This window comes from Lysinibacillus sp. G1-3, from assembly GCF_056322905.1.
The window spans coordinates 23,463-41,733 of the sequence record NZ_JBWHYQ010000003.1 but is presented as its reverse complement, the minus strand read 5'-3'; the positions used below and the strand labels follow the sequence as shown (position 1 = coordinate 41,733).

Annotated in this window: 20 protein-coding genes and 1 riboswitch; of the genes, 11 read left to right on the top strand and 9 right to left on the bottom strand. The window is 35.6% G+C overall.

The genetic code is table 11. The features are described 5' to 3' along the window. Positions 1–76: 76 nt before the first annotated feature. Both ACVYAD_RS03555 and ACVYAD_RS03550 read left to right on the top strand, forming a co-directional pair. The gene (locus ACVYAD_RS03555; protein ID WP_476424653.1) at positions 77–1,471 is read left to right on the top strand and encodes a UDP-N-acetylmuramoyl-tripeptide--D-alanyl-D-alanine ligase; all 1,395 of its coding nucleotides are present in this window, start codon (positions 77–79) and stop codon (positions 1,469–1,471) included. Positions 1,472–1,617: 146 nt separating this feature from the next. Then, the gene (locus ACVYAD_RS03550; RefSeq protein WP_476424651.1) at positions 1,618–3,003 is read left to right on the top strand and encodes a UDP-N-acetylmuramoyl-tripeptide--D-alanyl-D-alanine ligase; all 1,386 of its coding nucleotides are present in this window, start codon (positions 1,618–1,620) and stop codon (positions 3,001–3,003) included. 59 nt (positions 3,004–3,062) lie between these two features. On the opposite strand, the gene ACVYAD_RS03545 is transcribed toward ACVYAD_RS03550, so the two are convergent. The 5 genes from ACVYAD_RS03545 to ACVYAD_RS03525 all read right to left on the bottom strand — a co-directional run bounded on the left by ACVYAD_RS03545 (position 3,063) and on the right by ACVYAD_RS03525 (position 5,634). After that, on the bottom strand, positions 3,063–3,986 hold the full coding sequence (locus ACVYAD_RS03545) for a C40 family peptidase (RefSeq protein ID WP_476424649.1): 924 nt from the start codon (positions 3,984–3,986) through the stop codon (positions 3,063–3,065). A 443-nt stretch (positions 3,987–4,429) separates the two neighbouring features. Then, the gene (locus ACVYAD_RS03540) at positions 4,430–4,792 is read right to left on the bottom strand and encodes a VOC family protein (RefSeq protein ID WP_476424647.1); all 363 of its coding nucleotides are present in this window, start codon (positions 4,790–4,792) and stop codon (positions 4,430–4,432) included. Positions 4,793–4,987: 195 nt separating this feature from the next. Further along, complete coding sequence (locus tag ACVYAD_RS03535) at positions 4,988–5,164, bottom strand: hypothetical protein (protein WP_476424646.1); 177 nt, start codon at positions 5,162–5,164, stop codon at positions 4,988–4,990. Positions 5,165–5,231: 67 nt separating this feature from the next. After that, positions 5,232–5,429 carry a hypothetical protein gene (locus ACVYAD_RS03530; RefSeq protein WP_476424926.1) on the bottom strand — a complete coding sequence of 66 codons (198 nt, stop codon included), beginning with the start codon at positions 5,427–5,429 and terminating at the stop codon, positions 5,232–5,234. 13 nt (positions 5,430–5,442) lie between these two features. Next, a complete protein-coding gene (locus tag ACVYAD_RS03525; RefSeq protein WP_476424644.1) occupies positions 5,443–5,634 on the bottom strand; it encodes a TetR/AcrR family transcriptional regulator in 192 nt (63 codons plus the stop codon). Positions 5,635–5,876: 242 nt separating this feature from the next. On the opposite strand from ACVYAD_RS03525, the gene ACVYAD_RS03520 reads away from it, so the two are divergent. After that, complete coding sequence (locus tag ACVYAD_RS03520; protein WP_386829743.1) at positions 5,877–6,011, top strand: hypothetical protein; 135 nt, start codon at positions 5,877–5,879, stop codon at positions 6,009–6,011. A 286-nt stretch (positions 6,012–6,297) separates the two neighbouring features. Next, positions 6,298–6,487: riboswitch (cobalamin riboswitch) on the top strand. A gap of 398 nt (positions 6,488–6,885) precedes the next feature. Beyond that, positions 6,886–7,068 carry a hypothetical protein gene (locus tag ACVYAD_RS03515; RefSeq protein ID WP_476424642.1) on the top strand — a complete coding sequence of 61 codons (183 nt, stop codon included), beginning with the start codon at positions 6,886–6,888 and terminating at the stop codon, positions 7,066–7,068. Positions 7,069–7,425: 357 nt separating this feature from the next. Here ACVYAD_RS03515 and ACVYAD_RS03510 read toward each other — a convergent pair whose 3' ends face one another. Then, entirely contained in the window at positions 7,426–7,677 is a 252-nt protein-coding gene (locus ACVYAD_RS03510) for a hypothetical protein (protein ID WP_476424640.1), read from the bottom strand. Between the two features lie 122 nt (positions 7,678–7,799). On the opposite strand from ACVYAD_RS03510, the gene ACVYAD_RS03505 reads away from it, so the two are divergent. From ACVYAD_RS03505 to ACVYAD_RS03485, 5 genes are all read left to right on the top strand, one after another. Further along, positions 7,800–9,164 carry a PepSY-associated TM helix domain-containing protein gene (locus ACVYAD_RS03505; protein ID WP_476424639.1) on the top strand — a complete coding sequence of 455 codons (1,365 nt, stop codon included), beginning with the start codon at positions 7,800–7,802 and terminating at the stop codon, positions 9,162–9,164. Between the two features lie 163 nt (positions 9,165–9,327). Then, on the top strand, positions 9,328–10,806 hold the full coding sequence (locus tag ACVYAD_RS03500; RefSeq protein WP_349658619.1) for a sensor histidine kinase: 1,479 nt from the start codon (positions 9,328–9,330) through the stop codon (positions 10,804–10,806). Beyond that, positions 10,784–11,470, top strand: a complete 687-nt coding sequence (locus tag ACVYAD_RS03495) for a response regulator transcription factor (protein WP_349658618.1) — start codon at positions 10,784–10,786, stop codon at positions 11,468–11,470. The genes ACVYAD_RS03500 and ACVYAD_RS03495 overlap by 23 nt, the downstream gene beginning before the upstream one ends. Positions 11,471–11,610: 140 nt before the next feature. Then, positions 11,611–12,324, top strand: coding sequence for an ankyrin repeat domain-containing protein (locus tag ACVYAD_RS03490; protein ID WP_476424637.1), 714 nt, complete (start codon positions 11,611–11,613; stop codon positions 12,322–12,324). A gap of 185 nt (positions 12,325–12,509) precedes the next feature. Then, positions 12,510–13,595, top strand: coding sequence for a hypothetical protein (locus ACVYAD_RS03485; protein ID WP_476424636.1), 1,086 nt, complete (start codon positions 12,510–12,512; stop codon positions 13,593–13,595). A gap of 85 nt (positions 13,596–13,680) precedes the next feature. Here ACVYAD_RS03485 and ACVYAD_RS03480 read toward each other — a convergent pair whose 3' ends face one another. The 3 genes from ACVYAD_RS03480 to ACVYAD_RS03470 form a co-directional block, all read right to left on the bottom strand. Further along, positions 13,681–14,286, bottom strand: a complete 606-nt coding sequence (locus ACVYAD_RS03480) for a response regulator transcription factor (protein WP_476424634.1) — start codon at positions 14,284–14,286, stop codon at positions 13,681–13,683. Then, a complete protein-coding gene (locus ACVYAD_RS03475) occupies positions 14,283–15,143 on the bottom strand; it encodes a sensor histidine kinase (protein ID WP_476424632.1) in 861 nt (286 codons plus the stop codon). The genes ACVYAD_RS03480 and ACVYAD_RS03475 overlap by 4 nt, the downstream gene beginning before the upstream one ends. A gap of 268 nt (positions 15,144–15,411) precedes the next feature. After that, positions 15,412–16,539 carry a DUF418 domain-containing protein gene (locus tag ACVYAD_RS03470; RefSeq protein ID WP_476424630.1) on the bottom strand — a complete coding sequence of 376 codons (1,128 nt, stop codon included), beginning with the start codon at positions 16,537–16,539 and terminating at the stop codon, positions 15,412–15,414. Positions 16,540–16,864: 325 nt separating this feature from the next. Here ACVYAD_RS03470 and ACVYAD_RS03465 point away from each other — a divergent pair, with 325 nt between their 5' ends. Together ACVYAD_RS03465 and ACVYAD_RS03460 are read left to right on the top strand one after the other, a co-directional pair. Further along, positions 16,865–17,581: an MBL fold metallo-hydrolase gene (locus tag ACVYAD_RS03465; RefSeq protein WP_476424628.1), complete on the top strand. Its 717-nt coding sequence runs from the start codon at positions 16,865–16,867 to the stop codon at positions 17,579–17,581. A 12-nt stretch (positions 17,582–17,593) separates the two neighbouring features. Then, positions 17,594–18,193: a TetR-like C-terminal domain-containing protein gene (locus ACVYAD_RS03460; RefSeq protein WP_476424626.1), complete on the top strand. Its 600-nt coding sequence runs from the start codon at positions 17,594–17,596 to the stop codon at positions 18,191–18,193. Positions 18,194–18,271: the final 78 nt, after the last annotated feature.

Here is an 18,271-nt window from a genome sequence, read left to right as displayed (position 1 = left end):
AGTTATGTATCTTGTCTACATCCAAGCAACTTTAAAGAAGTTACATATACTAGAAAGGAAAGGAGGGGAGATTGATATGAAGCCTCTTACGGTGCAGAATTTAAAAGCGATAACTGCAGGTCATTTAGTACAAGGGTCGGAGGAAGTGTTGATTCAACATGGGGCATATCGACTAAAGCAAGTTAAAAGACCTAATACAGTCCTTTTTACGAGTAAGCCTATTGTCAACTGGGAAAAACTTAAGCCATTTTATCCTTTAGTACTTGTAACCGATAGATTTTATAGAAAAAATGAAGTACCTGAGCAAATAATCATCATTAAAGTAACAAATACAGACGAGGCCTATTGGAAATTTGTGAACTTTTATCGAAGTCAATTTAAACTTCCGATTGTAGCCATTACTGGTACATCTGGTAAATCGACAACAAAAGAAATGATTAAACATATACTTTCTGCCAAAAAAAATGTAACAGCTACGACACTTAGCAGTAATTCTAGAACGGCTTCTTTACAATATTTACTGAATATTGATGATCGTACCGAAGCAGCCGTTTTTGAAACTGCTGTTGGTTCACCGGGAGACATCCGGATTGCAGGAGAATATTTCAAGCCAACTATCGGGATTATTACAAATATAGGGGCACACCATTTAAATTATTGTAAAACGTTGGAGGGATATATCCAAGCAAAGGCTGAAATGTTGGACATTATTAGTCCTACAGGCGCATTAATCCTTAATGCTGAGGATATTAACACAAGTAAATTAGATTTATCGAAGTTTCACGGCTGTATCATTAAAATAGGCAAGCATGCATCCTGTGATTTTCGAGCAAGTAATATTCGTTACCACAAAAATGGTATGCTGTTCAACGTTCATCACAAGAAGCAGCTCTATGAAATTTTTGTACCAGGTTTTGGCGAGCACCAAGTATATAATGCGCTTGCTGCGATTGCAGCTATTTATGAAATGGGTCTGCCGATTTCGTTAGCAGCTGAACAACTGCAAACATACCAAAAATTGAATAAGCAGCTTCAAGTGTTTAAAGGCATTAATAATTCCATATTAATAGATGATACATGGAATATTACAACTACTTCTTTGGAGGCAGGGTTAAAGGTTTTAAATGCGCTCGGAGAAGGGAAAAAAAAGATTGCCATCATTGGAACGATTACAGATTTAGGATCTTGGGGATATATCATTCACGAGCAAGCGGGAGAATTAATTAGTCAAATAGGGGTAGATGTACTCATTACTATAGGGGAACATGCAAGCATTATGGCGCATCATGCCGTTGATTTAGGATTAAGTTCACCTGTTTATACTTTTAAAAATAGTACGCGTGTTTATCAATTGTTAGAAGAAATTGTTGATGAAAATACAATCCTTCTTATTAAAGGAGATATGTATAGCAAGGAAGTTTCAAAGTTGGCAGATGATTTAAAAATAAATAAACCATCTTCTTCTAAATAGATTAATTTTATCCACCTGATTACATGTTGTTTTTCATCATTTACTAGATTGAGCATACCTATAGCCGATTGAAAAAAGGCGGAAGGTTGCTCATTTATCGCTCATTTATTTAGAAATACACTTTATAGAAAGGAGGCGAAGTTAACTTGCAACATATCAGTGTGCATGAGATAAGAAAACTATTGCAAGGAGAATTATTAAGCGGTTCTGAACGCTGGTCTGTTAAACATGCAATTTATTACAACCGACATGAGCTTACACAAAATCATACACTTATGTTTGTTAGTAAAAGGGATACCATCAACTGGCAAGAGATAGATCGAAAGGGGCCATCTCTAGTCATTTCGGATAAATCATCAGAAGAATTGAAAAATGCGCTGGAAAATACAACTGTTATACGCGTCAGGAGTATTGTGCAGTCCTATTGGAAATTCATAGAATATTACAGAAATCTATTTGAAATACCAGTCGTTGCTTTAACCGGAACATGTGGGAAAACTACTACGAAAGAAATGATTAAACACATTACTAGTAAGGAATGGGATGTTCAAGCATCTGTAAGTAGTAAAAATGAGCCTCGGCAATCCCTGCCATACTTGACTGGAATCAATCAGAAGACAAAAGCAGCTATATTTGAATTAGGTTTGGGCAATATCGGAAATATTAAACACCAATGTATGATTTATCAGCCTACGATTGGTATTATTACGAATATCGGTGTCCATCATTTAGACGGATGTATAAATCTTGATGGGTATATAAAAGCAAAGGCAGAAATTTTAGAAGGAATAAAAAAAGATGGCACACTAATCATTAATAGTGATGATGAAAACACTAAAAAGATCCCCTTGCGCAAATTTAAAGGGAAGTTGATTACTTTTGGCGTTCACGAAAAATCAGATTATCAAGCTACGAAAATACAATTCACAGAGAACGGCATGCAATTTGTACTAAAAGTGTCAAATAACCAATATGAAGTGTCTGTTCCAGGATACGGTGAACACCAAGTATATAATGCGTTAGCGGCTATAGCTGCTGTAAAGGAAATGGGACTTTCCATTGAAATCGCAATTTCGCATTTAAAAACGTTTAAAGCGATGGCAAGACACTTAGAGTTCTCAACAGGGATTGGTGAAAGTACAATCGTAGATGATACTTGGACAAATAACCCAACTTCTGTTGAAGCGGCACTAAAGGTGTTAGATACGATAGGAGAAGGGAAAAAAGTAATTCTTATTTTAGGCGACATAAAGAGATTAGGTAACTTCGAAGAAAAATATCATCGAGAGATTGGCACAATGGTCGCGAAAAGAACTATTGATACACTTATTACTATTGGCAAAAGAGCAGAAAATATCGCGAAACAAGCGTTGAAGGAAGGTACGAAGGCAGACGTTCATATGTTTAAAGATGTTTCAGGAGTATTAGATGTACTAAAGACTAAGCTCGATAGTGAAACCATCGTACTTATTAAAGGACCAATGTCTAGCAAATCTATGATTGAATTTGCGAATCAGTTAAAAAATAGATAAAAGAAAAAGAAGCTTCCTTAAGGAATGCTTCTTTTTTCTACATACAATTTAGAGCGGTCTTAAAAAACACGTTTTGCTGTAATATAATGCTCTTTGTAATAATCAACCATTAGTACTCTTGTAGTGATACCACTAGAACTTGGAATGATAATACGGTGATCACCTGCATAGATAGCTACTAGTGAAGGGGTTTTAGAGCCTACAACACTATTAAAGAACACTAAGTCACCCTTTTTTAAATTAGCACGTGAAACTGTTGTGCCAGCATTCATCAGATCCTTTAAATTGGTTGTACCAAGTTTAACTCCACTCTTGCGATAAACAAAGTCTACAAATCCTGGCGCTGTAAAGCGAAGACTTGCTTCATTATTTGTAGAGCTGATCGTTACTTTATTTTTATAATTAAAGGCGTTTTCAACAATTTTATCGCCTTTCGTTGCAGGATTAGCTGAAAGTAGTGTAGGTAATACTCTACGAGCAGTAACATAATTATCAGTATAATATGGTTTACTGTTTAAATCCGAAATAACGATATTTTGCTTAGGATCAGCCATGTGAATCATTTTATTGTTGCCAATATACATTCCTACATGATCAGGATCTGTTCCTGTTTTTTTACTCTTAAAGAAAAGTAAATCGCCTTTTTGTAATTGATTCTTTGCCACGTAAGTCCCTTGTTGCATCATATAATCTTCATTGTAAGTTCCAATATCTATACCATTTTTCTCGAAAATGTACATGATAAAAGATGCACAAGAAAACTTATATGGATACGTAGCCTTGTATGTTGTATTACTGTATGTCGCCTTACCAATTAAGCTTTTACCAGTTTGAATTAGTTGATCTGCTTTCGCAGCAACAGCCTGAGAGTTATTAGTTGTTGCAGCCTCTACTTCTACTGGGTGAACAGTTGGTTGCACTATTCCCAATGTACTAAAACCTATCGATAATGCTAATGTTGTTGTTAAAAATTTTTTATTCATGATGTTAAGTTCCTCCTGAAGCTATTTGTTAAGTTTAATCCTGTTTTGGCTTTTCTCTGGAATTAATCGTAGCATGAAAAAGTAAGGCTTCTTTGAGGTAATTGTTACCACGGTGGATGGGAATTCACTGTAAACACCTGATACAAAAGGCTTCATCGCCTTAATTTACAGTTATATTACAAATGTTTCAGTTGGGTGAAGTAATTGCTAGAATCGAAAGGTCATAGGGTAGTAAAAGCCATGACAGAGGGGGAAACGACGATACACTCAGCATGAAATATTTAGCGATAATCAGGTTATCATTTTTGTTTTTTAGACGGCGGATGACGATAAAATTCAAAAGTTAGATGACATTTGTTAAAACGACTGTCATGTGATACTCACCATCATATTTTTTTAAAAATGCCAGTTGAATAGAAATTAACTTCTATTCAACTGTTGCTTTAAATTTCCTGAATCATCTCTACTCTATTACCGAATGGATCTCTAAATTCAAAGCGTTCAAAATGAGGAATAGCAACTGAGTCAAAAATTTCTATATGATGTTCGATTAATGTCTTTTTCCACTCACCTATATTTTCAACTTGATAGGCGATATGAGCCTTAGTCGTCAATCTATCAAAGCCATCTTCTGTTCCTACATGTACCTCTTTATTGCCGACTTGTAACCAAAACCCACCTCGTCCTTTAAGCGAATCTGGCTTTTCAAGTTCTTTTAGTCCTAAAACTTGACAGTAAAAATGTTTCCCTTTTTCTTCTTCACCTTTTGGAATTGTTATTTGAACGTGATGTAAGCCTATAACCATTTGTTCTCCTCCTTTAATTCAATCAATACTTAATTCTAGGATAATAATGGAAAACCCTTTAATTTCTTTCAGCGGGTGTCTAAAAAATGCTGAAATAGAGGAACTTAGGCTAAGAACTTCACATCCTGTCGGACTAAAGCCTCCGACAGATGTCACTGAATCGGAAAGAAGTGCTTAGGGGATGTTAGCCTAAAATCATCGCATCCATGCGATATCGGCTAACTGACCTGCATCGGTAATAACGCCACGTCCTGTGGCATTACCGAAATGACCGACATCGTGTAGGCCCTCGTGTCGTTGCTGACGCTTCGCTTTCGCGCAGACAAAACCAAGACCTTTCGCTGTCGCTACGTTAGCACGGCGCTTTCGCACAAAAAACATCTGCAGACCTAAGCACAAAGGCGATTCCGGACCAAATATGCCGAGGCATATTTGATTTTCACGAATGAATAGTATTCTTCCTCACGAATGATACCGTTGTAACACCTGTAATAAGTATTAGGGAATAGGCCCATAGAAGCCATGAGGCGAAAATAGCAGCCAGTAATCGATCAGTACCGTTTATCTTTTTCAAAGAATAAATAGGTATAGTCGCTATCAAAATGAGTGGAATAGCTATAATGAAAGTGGCTATCATGAATAAAGGTTTTTCAAGGATAAAAAAGTAATTCCCCATTAATCGGAATACAGCACTTGCTACAAGCCAAATAAATAGTTCCTTGTGTCACCCCGGCTTGCTCAGCAACAACATATAATGTGAATTTTTCAATCCCTTTTTCCACTAAACTTTGCTTGGCAGCCGTTAATAAATCAGACATTTCGATACCAATAGGTTTTGCCATTGGTTTTCACCTCTTTAGTTATTAGTTAGTTGGATAACAAATAACGAAATAACAAAATATCCCTTAATTTACAAGTTTATTTTAACGATGGTGGATACACATTGGATAAAAGATAGAAGGACTTATTAACACAAGACGCTATGGTATAATAATAAAAACGGAATAATAAGATAGAGGTACAAAGTTGAATAGTTTCTCTTTCAAGACAAGAAAAGTAGGTGAACAAAGTGGGGAAATATCAATTGGATACCAAAGGTAAGGTAGCTGTGACAAAGTATCATGAAAAGAACAAGCCTGCCCAATTTGATAAAAAGCAGCAACTTGAAAAAATACGTGCGGAGTATTTGAAAAAGAAGCAAAAACAAACAGATCAATAAGAGTAGTAAAGGAGCGAGGTGAACGATGTGTTTATCTCGTTTTTATTTTGAGGTTATGCAAGTATCCGATACCTCTGTAGAGTTGTGAAAACGTCGTAAGCTATCTTGAGTGTGTGGATGCCCCCTTATTGCTTAGTATGGTGCCATGAATGTCGGAGGGTATTGGGGAAGTTCAATTTAGATGTGAGCGTAATGTAGGTATACCCACTGTTACCGATAAATTAGTGTTGTTTACACTGATAGAAAGGTGACAATGTACACAAACCACTATGGTATAATAATAAAAACGGAATAATAAGATAGAGGTACAAATCATATTTTGATTTGTTTAAAAGGGAAGATCGGTGCAAATCCGACGCTGTCCCGCAACTGTAAATGGGAGCACGTTTCAAAAGACCACTGTTACGACTTGTAATGGGAAGGTGAAAAGTGTGATGAACATAAGCCAGGAGACCTGCCTTTATCTAGTACAACCAAAAAACCTACGAGGATAGGGGGTGTTGAGTGTGACTAGAGAACTTCTCCTGCATGCTCATAGTACGATGATTGCTGAGAAGCAAGCTTCTATTACTAATAGAAAGTCTTATCTTCATTCAGAGACTCTCACCTTTTAAGGTGGTGAATGAATGCAGGTATAGATCTTTTTTAATGGGTTTCCCAACGCCTATTGAATGAAGATAAGCTTCCGGCGGATGTCACGGATTTTAAAAGGAAAGAATTGTGCGGGCACAATTCAAAATCCGGACGCAATTACGCCAAGGCGTAATTGATTTGTGGTGGCAATCACCGTATTATGTCGTGTATTTGTCATAGTAGACATCTTTCTGTAGAGGGAAAGATGTTTTTTTATGCTAAAAATAAAGGAGTGTTACACATGAATCCACAAGTTATCGAGTATTATGAAAGTCTGTTAAAATTTGAAATCATGGAAAAGCAGTATACAAGTACTTCTCAAACATTAGGGGAGCTCGTTGAACAGTATGTAGGGCAGGATGCTGTTCATAAAAATGATATCTTAACAGCATATAAGAATGTAATGAAAGAACTAATTGGATAAAGTGAAAATACGTTAATATATTCCCTGAATTTATCCATTTACTTGTATGAGGTGTTATTGATGGTAATGCCGATATTACTAGTTAAATAAGCTTAGATGATTTTATAGAAAAGTAGAGTAGCCAAACCTGAAATGATTACGTTTGGCTACTTTTTATTTCTTATAAACTGATTATATTAATAGGAATACATATAATTGTCATAAAATAATCCCTAGTACTTCATTCATATTTCACTTTTTATCTATATAATAATTTTGTGCTTATCTTTATTCAGTGATTTTTTTTATGAAGACTACCATCTCTGTAGATGGTGGATGAATGCAGATGTGGATCTTATTCAGCGGATGCCCGAACATCTACTGAATAAAAATAATGCCTTCGGTGGATGTCACGGATTTTGAAAGGAAAGAATTTAAGGATGTTAACCTAAAACCTTCGCATCCTACGAAAACGGTTAACTGACCTGCATCGGTAAAAACGCCACGTCCTGTGGCATTACTGAAATGACCGACATCGTATCGGCCCTCGTGTTGTTGCTGACGCTTCGCTTTCGCACAGACAAAACCAAGACCTTTTGCTGACGCTACGTTAGTACTGCGCTTTCTCACAAAAAACAACTGCAGTTCTATGCACAATTCAAAATCTGGACGCATTGTTTTCTGCGCGAAAGCAAAGCGACAGCTACAATTACGCCAAGGCGAAATTGATTAAATAGATTGGAGAATACAACATGAAAAACACATTTTATCAGAGCTTTTGGCGAACGCACTTTTATGCCGCATTATTTATTACGCCACTGCTTATTTCACTTACATTAAGTGGTATAGGCTATTTATTTTATACTGATGTTGAAAATAAGTTATATGATAAATACTTTTTTGGTGAAAGTGGAAAAACCGAGGTACAATCTATTGATGATGCTGTTAAACTTGCAGAAGAATCATATGCTGGCTACAAAACAAATAAAATTATTGAGTTAGAAGAGCCTTACAATACACGTTTATCGATGAAAAATGCAGATGGCAAAGAAAAATATGTGTTTTTAGATGATCATAACCAAATTATTGGTGGTCAAGATGCTGGCTACACATTTGGGAATATTATTAGAAATATCCATAGTTCCTTATTTATTGGGGGAACGTTTGTCAATTATTTAGTTGAATTAGCTGCGTGCTGGGCAATCTTTTTAATGCTTTCAGGCATTTACATGACGTTCAAAGGAAAATTACTAAAGAAAACAAAGCAGACAAACAAACGTCAAAAGAGTAGAAAGTTCCATGCCCTTGTTGGTACAATTATTACGATTCCAATGCTAGTTATTATTTTCACAGGCTTACCATGGTCTGCATTTATGGGGAAATATATTTACCAAGCTTCACAAGATTATCCTTCTTTCGGGACGCCATTATTGCAACAGCAGCCACCTACATCTGATGTAAGTGAGATTCCTTGGGCTACTCGTCAAGAAACTCCTCCAGCGTCAGACTCGGCTCATGCAGCCCATCACGGGGGAGGAAATACAGGCTTTGTTGCTAACCCTAACCAACTCAGTGTGGAAAAGCTACAACAAGAAATTGATGCAATGAATATCTCAAAACCATACGCTATTATTTATCCTACTAGCGAAGACGGTGTCTATACAGTTGCAAAATCTAGTAACACAGGTGTCACAGGTCTTGATGTTAGCCCGGATGATGAAACGACAATGTATTTTGATCAATATAGCGGGAAATTCATAGACAAGGTTGGCTATGAGGACTATGGCATTCTTGCAAAATGGTTCACATGGGGTATTCCTTTACATGAAGGTCATTTGTTTGGTTGGCCAAATAAATTAATCAATTTACTAGTATGTCTAGCATTTTTAGTAGTTATTGCTTGGGGATTCAGAACATGGCTACTGCGAAAGAAACAAGGTATACTATCTGCACCACCTAAAATCTCTCAAAAGGTATCTATTCCTTTTATCATTTTCATGATCATTTTAGGAATATTGATGCCACTATTTGGACTTTCTTTAATTGCTGTCGTCCTTGTAGAATTAATTATAAATTTGGTGTCTAAAAATAAATTAGCAAAAAAAGATGTAAATTAAAATTGTAGCGATACTGCATACTCCTTCAAATGAGAGGATAGCAGTGTCGCTTTTTTACTTAAAGTTCCTTTAAATAGAGTTTTTTATTTTTTTAAGGTCATTTTATAAAGTTTTAAGATTTGTATGGTAAAGTTTTTTTAGTTTAACTTACGGGAGGAAGAGCATGTCCATTAAAACAAGGTTTTTGCTATCTTATGTAGCTGTAATCATAATAGCTATCACACTATTAATAGCTGCAGGGTTTTTATTTTCATTTGCGATTACAGGTGATGTAAAGGCCATTGAGCATTTTTACAAAAAATCCTATGTGCAAAAACCTTTAACAACAGTTGAGGAGAGCGCATTTCTGGATTTAAAGGTACTTGCCAAAAATAGTCCCCAGCAGTTATTGGATATTGAACAGCTTCAGAAAATTGGCGATTCTTCAATTGGAATTGTAGTAAGAAAAGATCATCAGCTTATTTATACTTCGCATTCTAATCATGAACAGATGTTACTGAATAGTCTTCCAGGCTTTGAAGCAACGAATATTAATACACGCGACACGATTATGATGGAGAATTCATTTTATACGTATGTAAAGTTCGATTTTTATTTTCCTGATGACACAGAGGGAAGTATTTTTGTTTTAAAACAAGTTAGCTCCCATGCGGAAGTAATTAGAGAGCTGCTTCCAATACTTTTAGGTATATTATTTTTATTTTTTATGATGATTATTGGATTATTAAATTATTTAGTATCTAGAAGTATTATCAAACCGATATCAACTCTAAAAGAGGGAGCTAAACGTATTAAATCTGGAGATTTAAACTTTGCCATTAATGTCCATTCGAATGATGAAATTGGTCAATTAAATCGCTCCTTCGAGGAAATGAGAATCAAGTTAAAGGATTCCGTACAATTGCAGTTACAATATGAAGAAAACCGCAAAGAACTACTGTCAAATATTTCACATGATTTAAAAACACCTATTACATCTATTATTGGCTATGTAGAGGGGATAAAAGATGGTGTGGCGAATACAGAAGAAAAAATGGATAAATATTTAACTACCATCTATACAAAAGCGAAGGATCTGGATTTATTAATTGATGAACTTTTTTTATTTTCAAAGCTGGATTTGAAGAAACTACCATTTAATGTTGAAACAATAGACCTTCATCAATATATAAGGGATTACGTAGAAGAAGCAAGCTTCGACTTAGTATCTAGAGAGATCCATGTACAATATACTTCGTTTAATAAACCACTTTATGTTATGGCTGATCGCGATAAATTACGTCGCGTATTGGCGAATTTATTGAGCAATAGTGAAAAATATATGGATAAGCAAGAAAAGCAAATAACTATTTCACTGTTAGAAAAATCAGATGAAGTGGTCATTCAAGTAATGGATAATGGAATAGGTATTGATCCGAATGCATTACCTTTAATTTTTGATCGTTTTTATCGGGCTGAGCCATCAAGAAATTCGCAAACGGGTGGTAGTGGTTTAGGATTGGCCATTGCTAAACAAATTGTCCTTGAAATGGATGGAGACATTTGGGTAACTAGTGAATTAAGTAAGGGAACAAGCATTTTCTTTTCATTGAAAAAGGCTGAGGAAAAGGTGAGAAACAGTGAAAAAAATATTACTAATTGAAGATGAAGTGAGCATTGCTGAGCTCCAAAGAGATTATTTAGAGATTAATAGTTTTTCAGTTGTTATGGAACATAATGGTGAGGCCGGACTCAAAGAGGCTCTTCAGGGACAATATGATTTAATTATTTTAGATATTATGCTTCCTGGAATGAATGGGTTTGAGATTTGCAAACAGATTCGTGCAGTTCACAATATTCCAATACTGTTTGTCTCAGCAAAAAAAGAGGACATAGACAAAATACGAGGACTTGGACTAGGTGCGGATGACTATATTACGAAGCCATTTAGTCCAAGTGAGCTTGTTGCAAGAGTGAAGGCACATTTATCGAGATATGAACGTTTAGCAAGTAATCAACAAACGAATAATATCATTTCTATTCATGGGATTAGCATTGATACTTCTGCAAGAAAGGTTTTTGTCAATGGGGAAGATATTGCCTTTACGACAAAGGAATTTGATCTGCTTGTCTTTTTTTTCAGACATCCCAATCAAGTGCTAAGCAAGGAGCAACTCTATGAAAGAAATTGGGGCTATGAGTCAGCAGCAGATGTTTCGACAGTGACTGTTCATATTAGAAAACTGCGTGAAAAAATTGAACGGGACCCTGCACAGCCCAAGTTTTTGGAAACCGTTTGGGGAGCTGGGTACCGGTTAAATGTCTAACGAAAATATCTCGTTGTTAGGTGAAGAGTTATTTTTTCTTGAAAATTTTTAGACTTTTTTAAGAAATCATTAATGGATAATTTAGCATTAACACTTAAACTATGGGAGGTATTAAAAAATGTCGTTAGAAGAGGTGTTTAATGGTGACAAACATGAAGGTGGTTATGTTGGCGTTATTATTTATCCTTCAAGGCTGTGCCTCAAATGAAACGGGGGCTTTGTATAATAGCAAAGGGGGTAGTGAAATTTTGAAAAAGGAATCAACTAGTGAATTGTTCAAAGCAGTAGAAAAAGGTAACATCACCGAACTCCAAAGTATTTTGAATAAAAAAGTCGATATCAATGCAAAGGACTCAAACAATCGGACAGCATTGATGATTGCTACGTATAAGAATAATGTCGAGGCGGCAAAACTATTAATAGACGCAGGAGCTGATGTGAACATTCAGGATAAAATGCTGAACACACCTTTCCTTTATGCAGGTGGAGAAGGATACCTTGATATTTTAAAGATGACTATTCAAGCTGGTGCAGACCCTAAGATTACGAATAGATATGGGGGAACGGCATTAATCCCTGCTGCAGAGCACGGGCATATTGAGGTTATAAAAGAATTATTGACCAATACACAAATTGACGTTAATCATGTCAATCATTTGGGATGGACTGCGCTCATGGAGGCGATCATTTTAAATGATGGTAATCCAACACAGCAAAAAACGATTCAATTGTTAATCGAACATGGTGCAGATGTTAATATAGCAGATGATAATAATGTGACCCCGTTACAACATGCTAAAAAACGAGGATTCAAGGAGATTGAAAAGATTCTCAACGCAGCAGGGGCGGTATAAAAACTAAACTGTAGATGAACTTGATGCTGAGTTGATCTACAGTTTTTTTATGGTTTCTTTTGTATTATTAAATTAATTTTTTTATTTTTTAATAGTTTTTTAATAGTTTATTTATTGGCAGTTTAGAGATGGATCTTATGATAAATCTTGTAAACAACTTGCACAAGTAAAGGAGAGATTTAAAGATGAAATTAAGAAAACGTATTGTCCCAGCAGCATTAGCACTTTTGGTATTATCAGCTGGCCTTGTAACATTTAACGAGCCTTTAAGTGTAGAAGCAGCAGGGAATCACTCAGTAGCAAGCCCTAAAAATGAACAAGTAGCAAAGATTACAAACATTAAGTCATTAAACACAATGACGCTGCAAATTACGTTTAACAAGCCGTTAGCAGCAGAGGATGTAGATCTGAATAATTTAGAAGCGATTAAAAAACATTTCATATTTAATGGTGACTTAGAGATTGTCAATGTTCCACGATTAATGACTGGTTCAAAGAGTATATATATTGTACCTGTAACATTCCAGAAAGATGACTATATGTATACGTTGAGCTATAAAGAACAGCGCAAAAAAATGTTTGAGGGAACTGATGAGAAAGTATTTGTTCGTAATGTAGCGCAAGTGACAAACGATACATTTATATTGGAGTCTTTCCAAGAGGATGGCGTTGTTGATTATGCAAATATTATTGAAGCGTATCGTGCAGGTCGTGGAAATCTAGCTTTTAGCTTAGATCGTCATAATCGAGATGCTAATGGTACACGCTTCGATATTATATCTTCCTTGCGTGATCGCTATGTTACTGTGAAATCAAGCGAAGGGGAAGAGTTTGTAGCAAATTATGTACCATTTACACAAGCTGCAGATGGCAAACAAGCTCCTCAGTTTAGACTACCTGAAGGGAAAAAACTGAAGCCTGGTGTCACATATCGTATTAACGCTGAATGGGCTGAAATTGATGAAAAAAGCTTTTTAGCAAAAGAAATGATTCCATTTACGCTTCAGTCTGCCAAAGCTGTTGATAATAAATCATTTGAATTACAGCTAACAAATGATCCTCAAACTGATTTGTTTGCAGGTAGAAGTGTAGAATTACGAGGAAATGATGGTAGTTCACTTCAAGCGCAATATCGATACTCATCACGTAAAGGTGCAGTAGGCATTTTTGATATTGCGAACGGTGGTATATTCAAAGCAAATGTAAATTATACAGTTGTCCCATTAAACAACTGGGCTACAGCGACAAATATAGTCTTAAAAGCGAAATAAAGAATCTTTTAGTAGATACCAAATTTTACATCTTAGGATTCTAACATGTAAAAAATCTCGTCACGACTGGTGACGAGATTCTTTTCTATAGCCACCCTTTATCACTGGCGACTTGAGCAGCTTGTTGTCTAGACTCGACTCGAAGTTTTTGAATAGAGGTGGATAAATAGTTTCGAATAGTACCTTTCGTTAAAAATAGTTTTTTACTAATCTCATTTGTTGTGAGTCCTTCTTTTACAAGCTGCAGAACAGCAATTTCACGTTCATTTAATGGATTCTGTTCTTTCATAAACAACGTAGCCGCTAAATCTCTGCTGACGACCTTTTCACCATGCATGACTTTTCTTATTGTTTCAATTAAAAAGTCTATAGGTTCATCTTTTAATAAATAACCATGTACCCCACAATCCATCGCTTTTTGTAAATAGCCAGGGCGTGCGAAGGTAGTGACAATCATCACCTTGCATGGTAAATTGGCCTGTTTAATTTTTTCAGCAAGGTCAAGCCCAGAAAGATTCGGCATTTCGATGTCCAAAACACATACATCTGGTAGCTCATGTTGAATAAATTCCCACGCTTTTTGACCATCTGAAACTTCTGCGATCACTTTTATATCAGGCTCAAACGACAACAAGGAAGTCAAGGCACCACGTAACATTTGTTGATCTTCTGCTAGTAATACTCGTATCATGTAGTTTGCTCCAATCTGTAGTGTTGGATAGGCAGTGTTAACGTCACAATTGTTCCATCTGTCGGTAAATTCTCAATGGAAGCAGTTCCTAGAAGAGCATTCATTCTTTCTTTCATCGATGAAAGTCCATTCCCATGCCCTTGGATATGTAAGCCGACACCATCGTCAATAATATTTATTTTTAAAATTCCATTTATAGTATTGATATCGATTTGGCATTTTTTTGCTTGACTATGTTTAATAATATTTGTAGTTGCTTCCCGCAGACATAAGGACAGCATCGTTTCTTCCACACTCGCTAGGAGAAGCTTTGGACAGTTATTATTGATATTTATTGAAATATCCGCTGTTTGTAAATGCTGTTTACAATGAATAAGCTCACTTTCTAACGAAATAAAATTCATATCGGATACTAATTCTCTTACTTGCTTTAGTGCTGTTCTTGTTGTTGCTAAAATATCATTTAACTCATCTTTCACACGCATCGTATCCTTATCGACTAATTTTGATGTTAGTTCGGTTTTTATTTTAATCATTGTCAATGTATGACCAAGTGTATCGTGAAGGTCTCTCGCAATACGTTGTCTTTCTTCTTGCTGAACAAGCTGGGTATTTACCACTGTTAATTCCGATTGTAATTTTTTGGACTTTTCGACGTAAAAAATTAGCATTGGAAGTAATAGCTGAATGATCATAATAGGTATTATTGCTTGGGATTTTAATTTGAACGATGCTCCTGATTCAAACCAAATAACGATCAAAAACATAAGGGCAATGGCAAACATTCCTATAGCAATATGCCATTTCTTTTTAGCTCGCCCAATCAAATCAGCAAATGTAAATCCAAATAATAACATAGTAGATCCTTCATAAATACCCAGTATGATAATAAGCGTAAAGCCTAGTAAAGAAGCTAACAGTAAACGCCAATCTTTAAACCATAAAGCAATATATAAGGCTAATAAAAAGAGTATAAGGATAATTATTTTAGCTATTAACGGTATTGGAGAATTCGAACTTAATACAATTGTAAATAAAAAAACTAGTGATACTACATCGATAATTAAATAGCGTTTTGCCTGATCTCTTGGATAAATCTTTATATTTCACACCAGCCCTTGTCGATTATTTCTGCGTGACACTTTGAATGGCATGTTTTCTTATCCATTCCATAGGTCCAACATGAAAATGCTTGATACAAATATGTGCAATGAAAAGTTGGAGGAGGGAAAGGGTTAACCAAATACCAATAACTTCAATGCTATTCAATTTCCCACCTAAACCTAAGCCCCAGCCGTAGAAAATAATAGATGCAATAGTATTTTGAAGTACATAGCAACTTAAAGACATTTTCCCAATCTCACCAAATCTCTTCCATAACCAATCAAACTTCTTATATTCTACCATTTTACCTAATATTCCAATATAACCAATAGATAGAATTGGTGCGAATAAATAACGAGCAGGTAAATCAATTACTCCTCCAGGAATAAAGATTAGAAGATTTAATGGTACTCCAATAAAAATACCGATTTTAAATAGCTTTTGACGTGCCTGACGTCCTTTGTCATTTTGCGAAAATACACCATTTCTCATCAGCTTAACACCAAGTAAAAATAAAAAGATATTCATCGGGATAATAAAAATAGCTTCCGTTCTATAATACAGAAAATTTGTTAAACGATATTGTATTTGTTCAAACCAAGTACCATTTTCATAAAGACTAACAGGATCGACGCCAGCAAGTGAAGTGTTGGCACCAAGCAATGCACTGACTAAAATTAGCGAAATCATTACTGCGTGGATACTACCAAAAACGTATAAAGCGCGTTTAATCGCTTTATCACCAAATTTAACAATAAAAGCAACAATGATGGCTGTCACAGCATAGCTCATTAAAATATCGTATTCCATGACAAAGGTGAAGTGGATAAGCCCCTCCATAAATAAAAAGACTATTGTCCAAATATACATTCCTGGCCAAGCATTTCCTTTTCGTAAAGCTTGCTGATATTTTAATTCCAGACCAACACCAAACATGATTGTTAATAAACCAAGAAGTTTACCGTTTACGAAAAATAGGACTACCATTCGTAAAAAATCGTTCAATGACCACCAACCTGAATAATTGCTCGTCGTGATATACGAAATATCACCAAGATAAGCAAATATCCAAATATTTGTGCCAAGTGTCCCTAATACAGCAAAGCCTCGTAATATATCGATTAAGGGTAATCTTTGTTGAACTTTCATTATGAAATCACTCTTTCTTTGTTTTCTTACATTAATGATAAAAAAACGACAGGAAAAAACATATTCACACCAGTCAAAGGTTCTTTATGACAGGTGTCATTTTTAGGTGTATCAAAAGTAAAGCAAGGCCATCTCGGAAGGGGGGGACATTATTAAATCGTAGTCTATTGTTTTCGGAAAATGAATGGGATTTATATGGCTATAGTTTTTACATCCGTAATTAGTGTAAAAAAAAGAATTTTATTTAAAAAATAAATATTGCGAAAACTAATATGATTAGTTAAAATTGAAATACAATTAGTTTGTAGAGGGGATATGATGTGAAATGAAAGTTGAAAATAGTGGGACAGTGTTTCAATTGTCCTTTATGCCGAGGATTTTTCCTGTTAATTGTTATTTCGTGGAAGAAGAAAACGAGCTTACACTGATCGATGCAGCATTACCATATAGTGCAAAAAGTATAATAAAAGCTGCTGAAAATATCGGAAAACCGATTACGAGAATAATTCTTACCCACGCACATAATGATCATATTGGAGCGCTAGATACGTTAAAAGAATTATTACCATATAGTAAAGTGTACATTTCTTCTAGAGATGCGCTTCTATTGGGAGGAAATAGTACCTTGCTACCAAATGAAAAAAACACCCCAATTCGTGGTGGCCTTCCAAAAAATATCAAAACTAAACCGGATGTATTACTTGAAGAAGGTGATCGTGTTGGTTCATTAGAAGTGATTGCAACTCCAGGGCATACACCTGGTTCCATTTCTCTATTTGACCCACGTAATAGAAGTTTAATAGCGGGTGATGCCCTTGTAACTAGAGGAAAGTTAATAGTACCTGGAATGATGAATCCGTTGTTTCCATTTCCTGCTCTTGCTACATGGGATAAAGAGACTGCTCTAATAAGTGCAAAAAAATTAAGCGATCTGAATCCAAATTTACTTGCTGTAGGGCATGGGAAGATGTTAAAGCAACCGCAGGAGCGTTTGAACATAGCCATTGCTAAAGCAGAAAAAGCTTTTTTATCCTCTAAATAGGAAGTGAAAAAAATGTCCCGTCGTATAAAGTTAGATTTATCTATTATTTTACAAAAGGCAACAGAGATAGCTGATGAGCAAGGATTGGACCAACTTTCAATTGGCCTATTAGCTGAAAAATTGGAAGTACGGCCACCGTCCTTATATAACCACCTTGATGGGTTAAATGAATTGAAACAGAAATTAGCCATTCAAGGCGTAAAAAAACTACATGAATATATGCTACGAGCTGCAGTAGGACGTTCGGGTGATGAAGCCATTCGTGCAATTAGTCAAGCATATCTTCAACTTGTTAGAGAACATCCGGGGTTGTATGATGCTAGTACTCGCTTTCCAGATGTGAATGATCAAGAATTACAGCAAGCCCAACAGTCTGTTGTACAACTGGTACTTCAAGTGCTAGATGCCTATCATTTGCAAGAAGAAACTGCGATTCATATGGTCAGAGGATTACGAAGTTTTCTACATGGATTCTCTTCAATCGAACAAATGGGGGGATTCGGGATGCCATTAGATATCAATAAAAGCTTTTCAATCCTAATTAATACCTTTATTGAGGGCATTCATGCAGCTACGATTCATAAAGATCAGAACATGGAAATGAATGACTAAGGGAAGGGAAGAAGAACGAAGGATTGATTTCAGTCGATACTACAAAGGAATTAATATTGGAGTAGGAGACTTGTCTTT

Excerpts from the sequence above, each read along its gene's own strand:
- ACVYAD_RS03525 (WP_476424644.1), bottom strand. The coding sequence starts at position 5,634 with ATGGCAAAACCTATTGGTATCGAAATGTCTGATTTATTAACGGCTGCC.
- ACVYAD_RS03475 (WP_476424632.1), bottom strand. The coding sequence starts at position 15,143 with ATGTTATTATTTGGATTTACATTTGCTGATTTGATTGGGCGAGCTAAA.
- ACVYAD_RS03555 (WP_476424653.1), top strand. The coding sequence starts at position 77 with ATGAAGCCTCTTACGGTGCAGAATTTAAAAGCGATAACTGCAGGTCAT.
- ACVYAD_RS03530 (WP_476424926.1), bottom strand. The coding sequence starts at position 5,429 with ATGATAGCCACTTTCATTATAGCTATTCCACTCATTTTGATAGCGACT.
- ACVYAD_RS03490 (WP_476424637.1), top strand. The coding sequence starts at position 11,611 with ATGGTGACAAACATGAAGGTGGTTATGTTGGCGTTATTATTTATCCTT.
- ACVYAD_RS03505 (WP_476424639.1), top strand. The coding sequence starts at position 7,800 with ATGAAAAACACATTTTATCAGAGCTTTTGGCGAACGCACTTTTATGCC.
- ACVYAD_RS03515 (WP_476424642.1), top strand. The coding sequence starts at position 6,886 with ATGAATCCACAAGTTATCGAGTATTATGAAAGTCTGTTAAAATTTGAA.
- ACVYAD_RS03500 (WP_349658619.1), top strand. The coding sequence starts at position 9,328 with ATGTCCATTAAAACAAGGTTTTTGCTATCTTATGTAGCTGTAATCATA.
- ACVYAD_RS03465 (WP_476424628.1), top strand. The coding sequence starts at position 16,865 with ATGAAAGTTGAAAATAGTGGGACAGTGTTTCAATTGTCCTTTATGCCG.
- ACVYAD_RS03460 (WP_476424626.1), top strand. The coding sequence starts at position 17,594 with ATGTCCCGTCGTATAAAGTTAGATTTATCTATTATTTTACAAAAGGCA.
- ACVYAD_RS03470 (WP_476424630.1), bottom strand. The coding sequence starts at position 16,539 with ATGAAAGTTCAACAAAGATTACCCTTAATCGATATATTACGAGGCTTT.
- ACVYAD_RS03485 (WP_476424636.1), top strand. The coding sequence starts at position 12,510 with ATGAAATTAAGAAAACGTATTGTCCCAGCAGCATTAGCACTTTTGGTA.
- ACVYAD_RS03540 (WP_476424647.1), bottom strand. The coding sequence starts at position 4,792 with ATGGTTATAGGCTTACATCACGTTCAAATAACAATTCCAAAAGGTGAA.
- ACVYAD_RS03545 (WP_476424649.1), bottom strand. The coding sequence starts at position 3,986 with ATGAATAAAAAATTTTTAACAACAACATTAGCATTATCGATAGGTTTT.
- ACVYAD_RS03480 (WP_476424634.1), bottom strand. The coding sequence starts at position 14,286 with ATGATACGAGTATTACTAGCAGAAGATCAACAAATGTTACGTGGTGCC.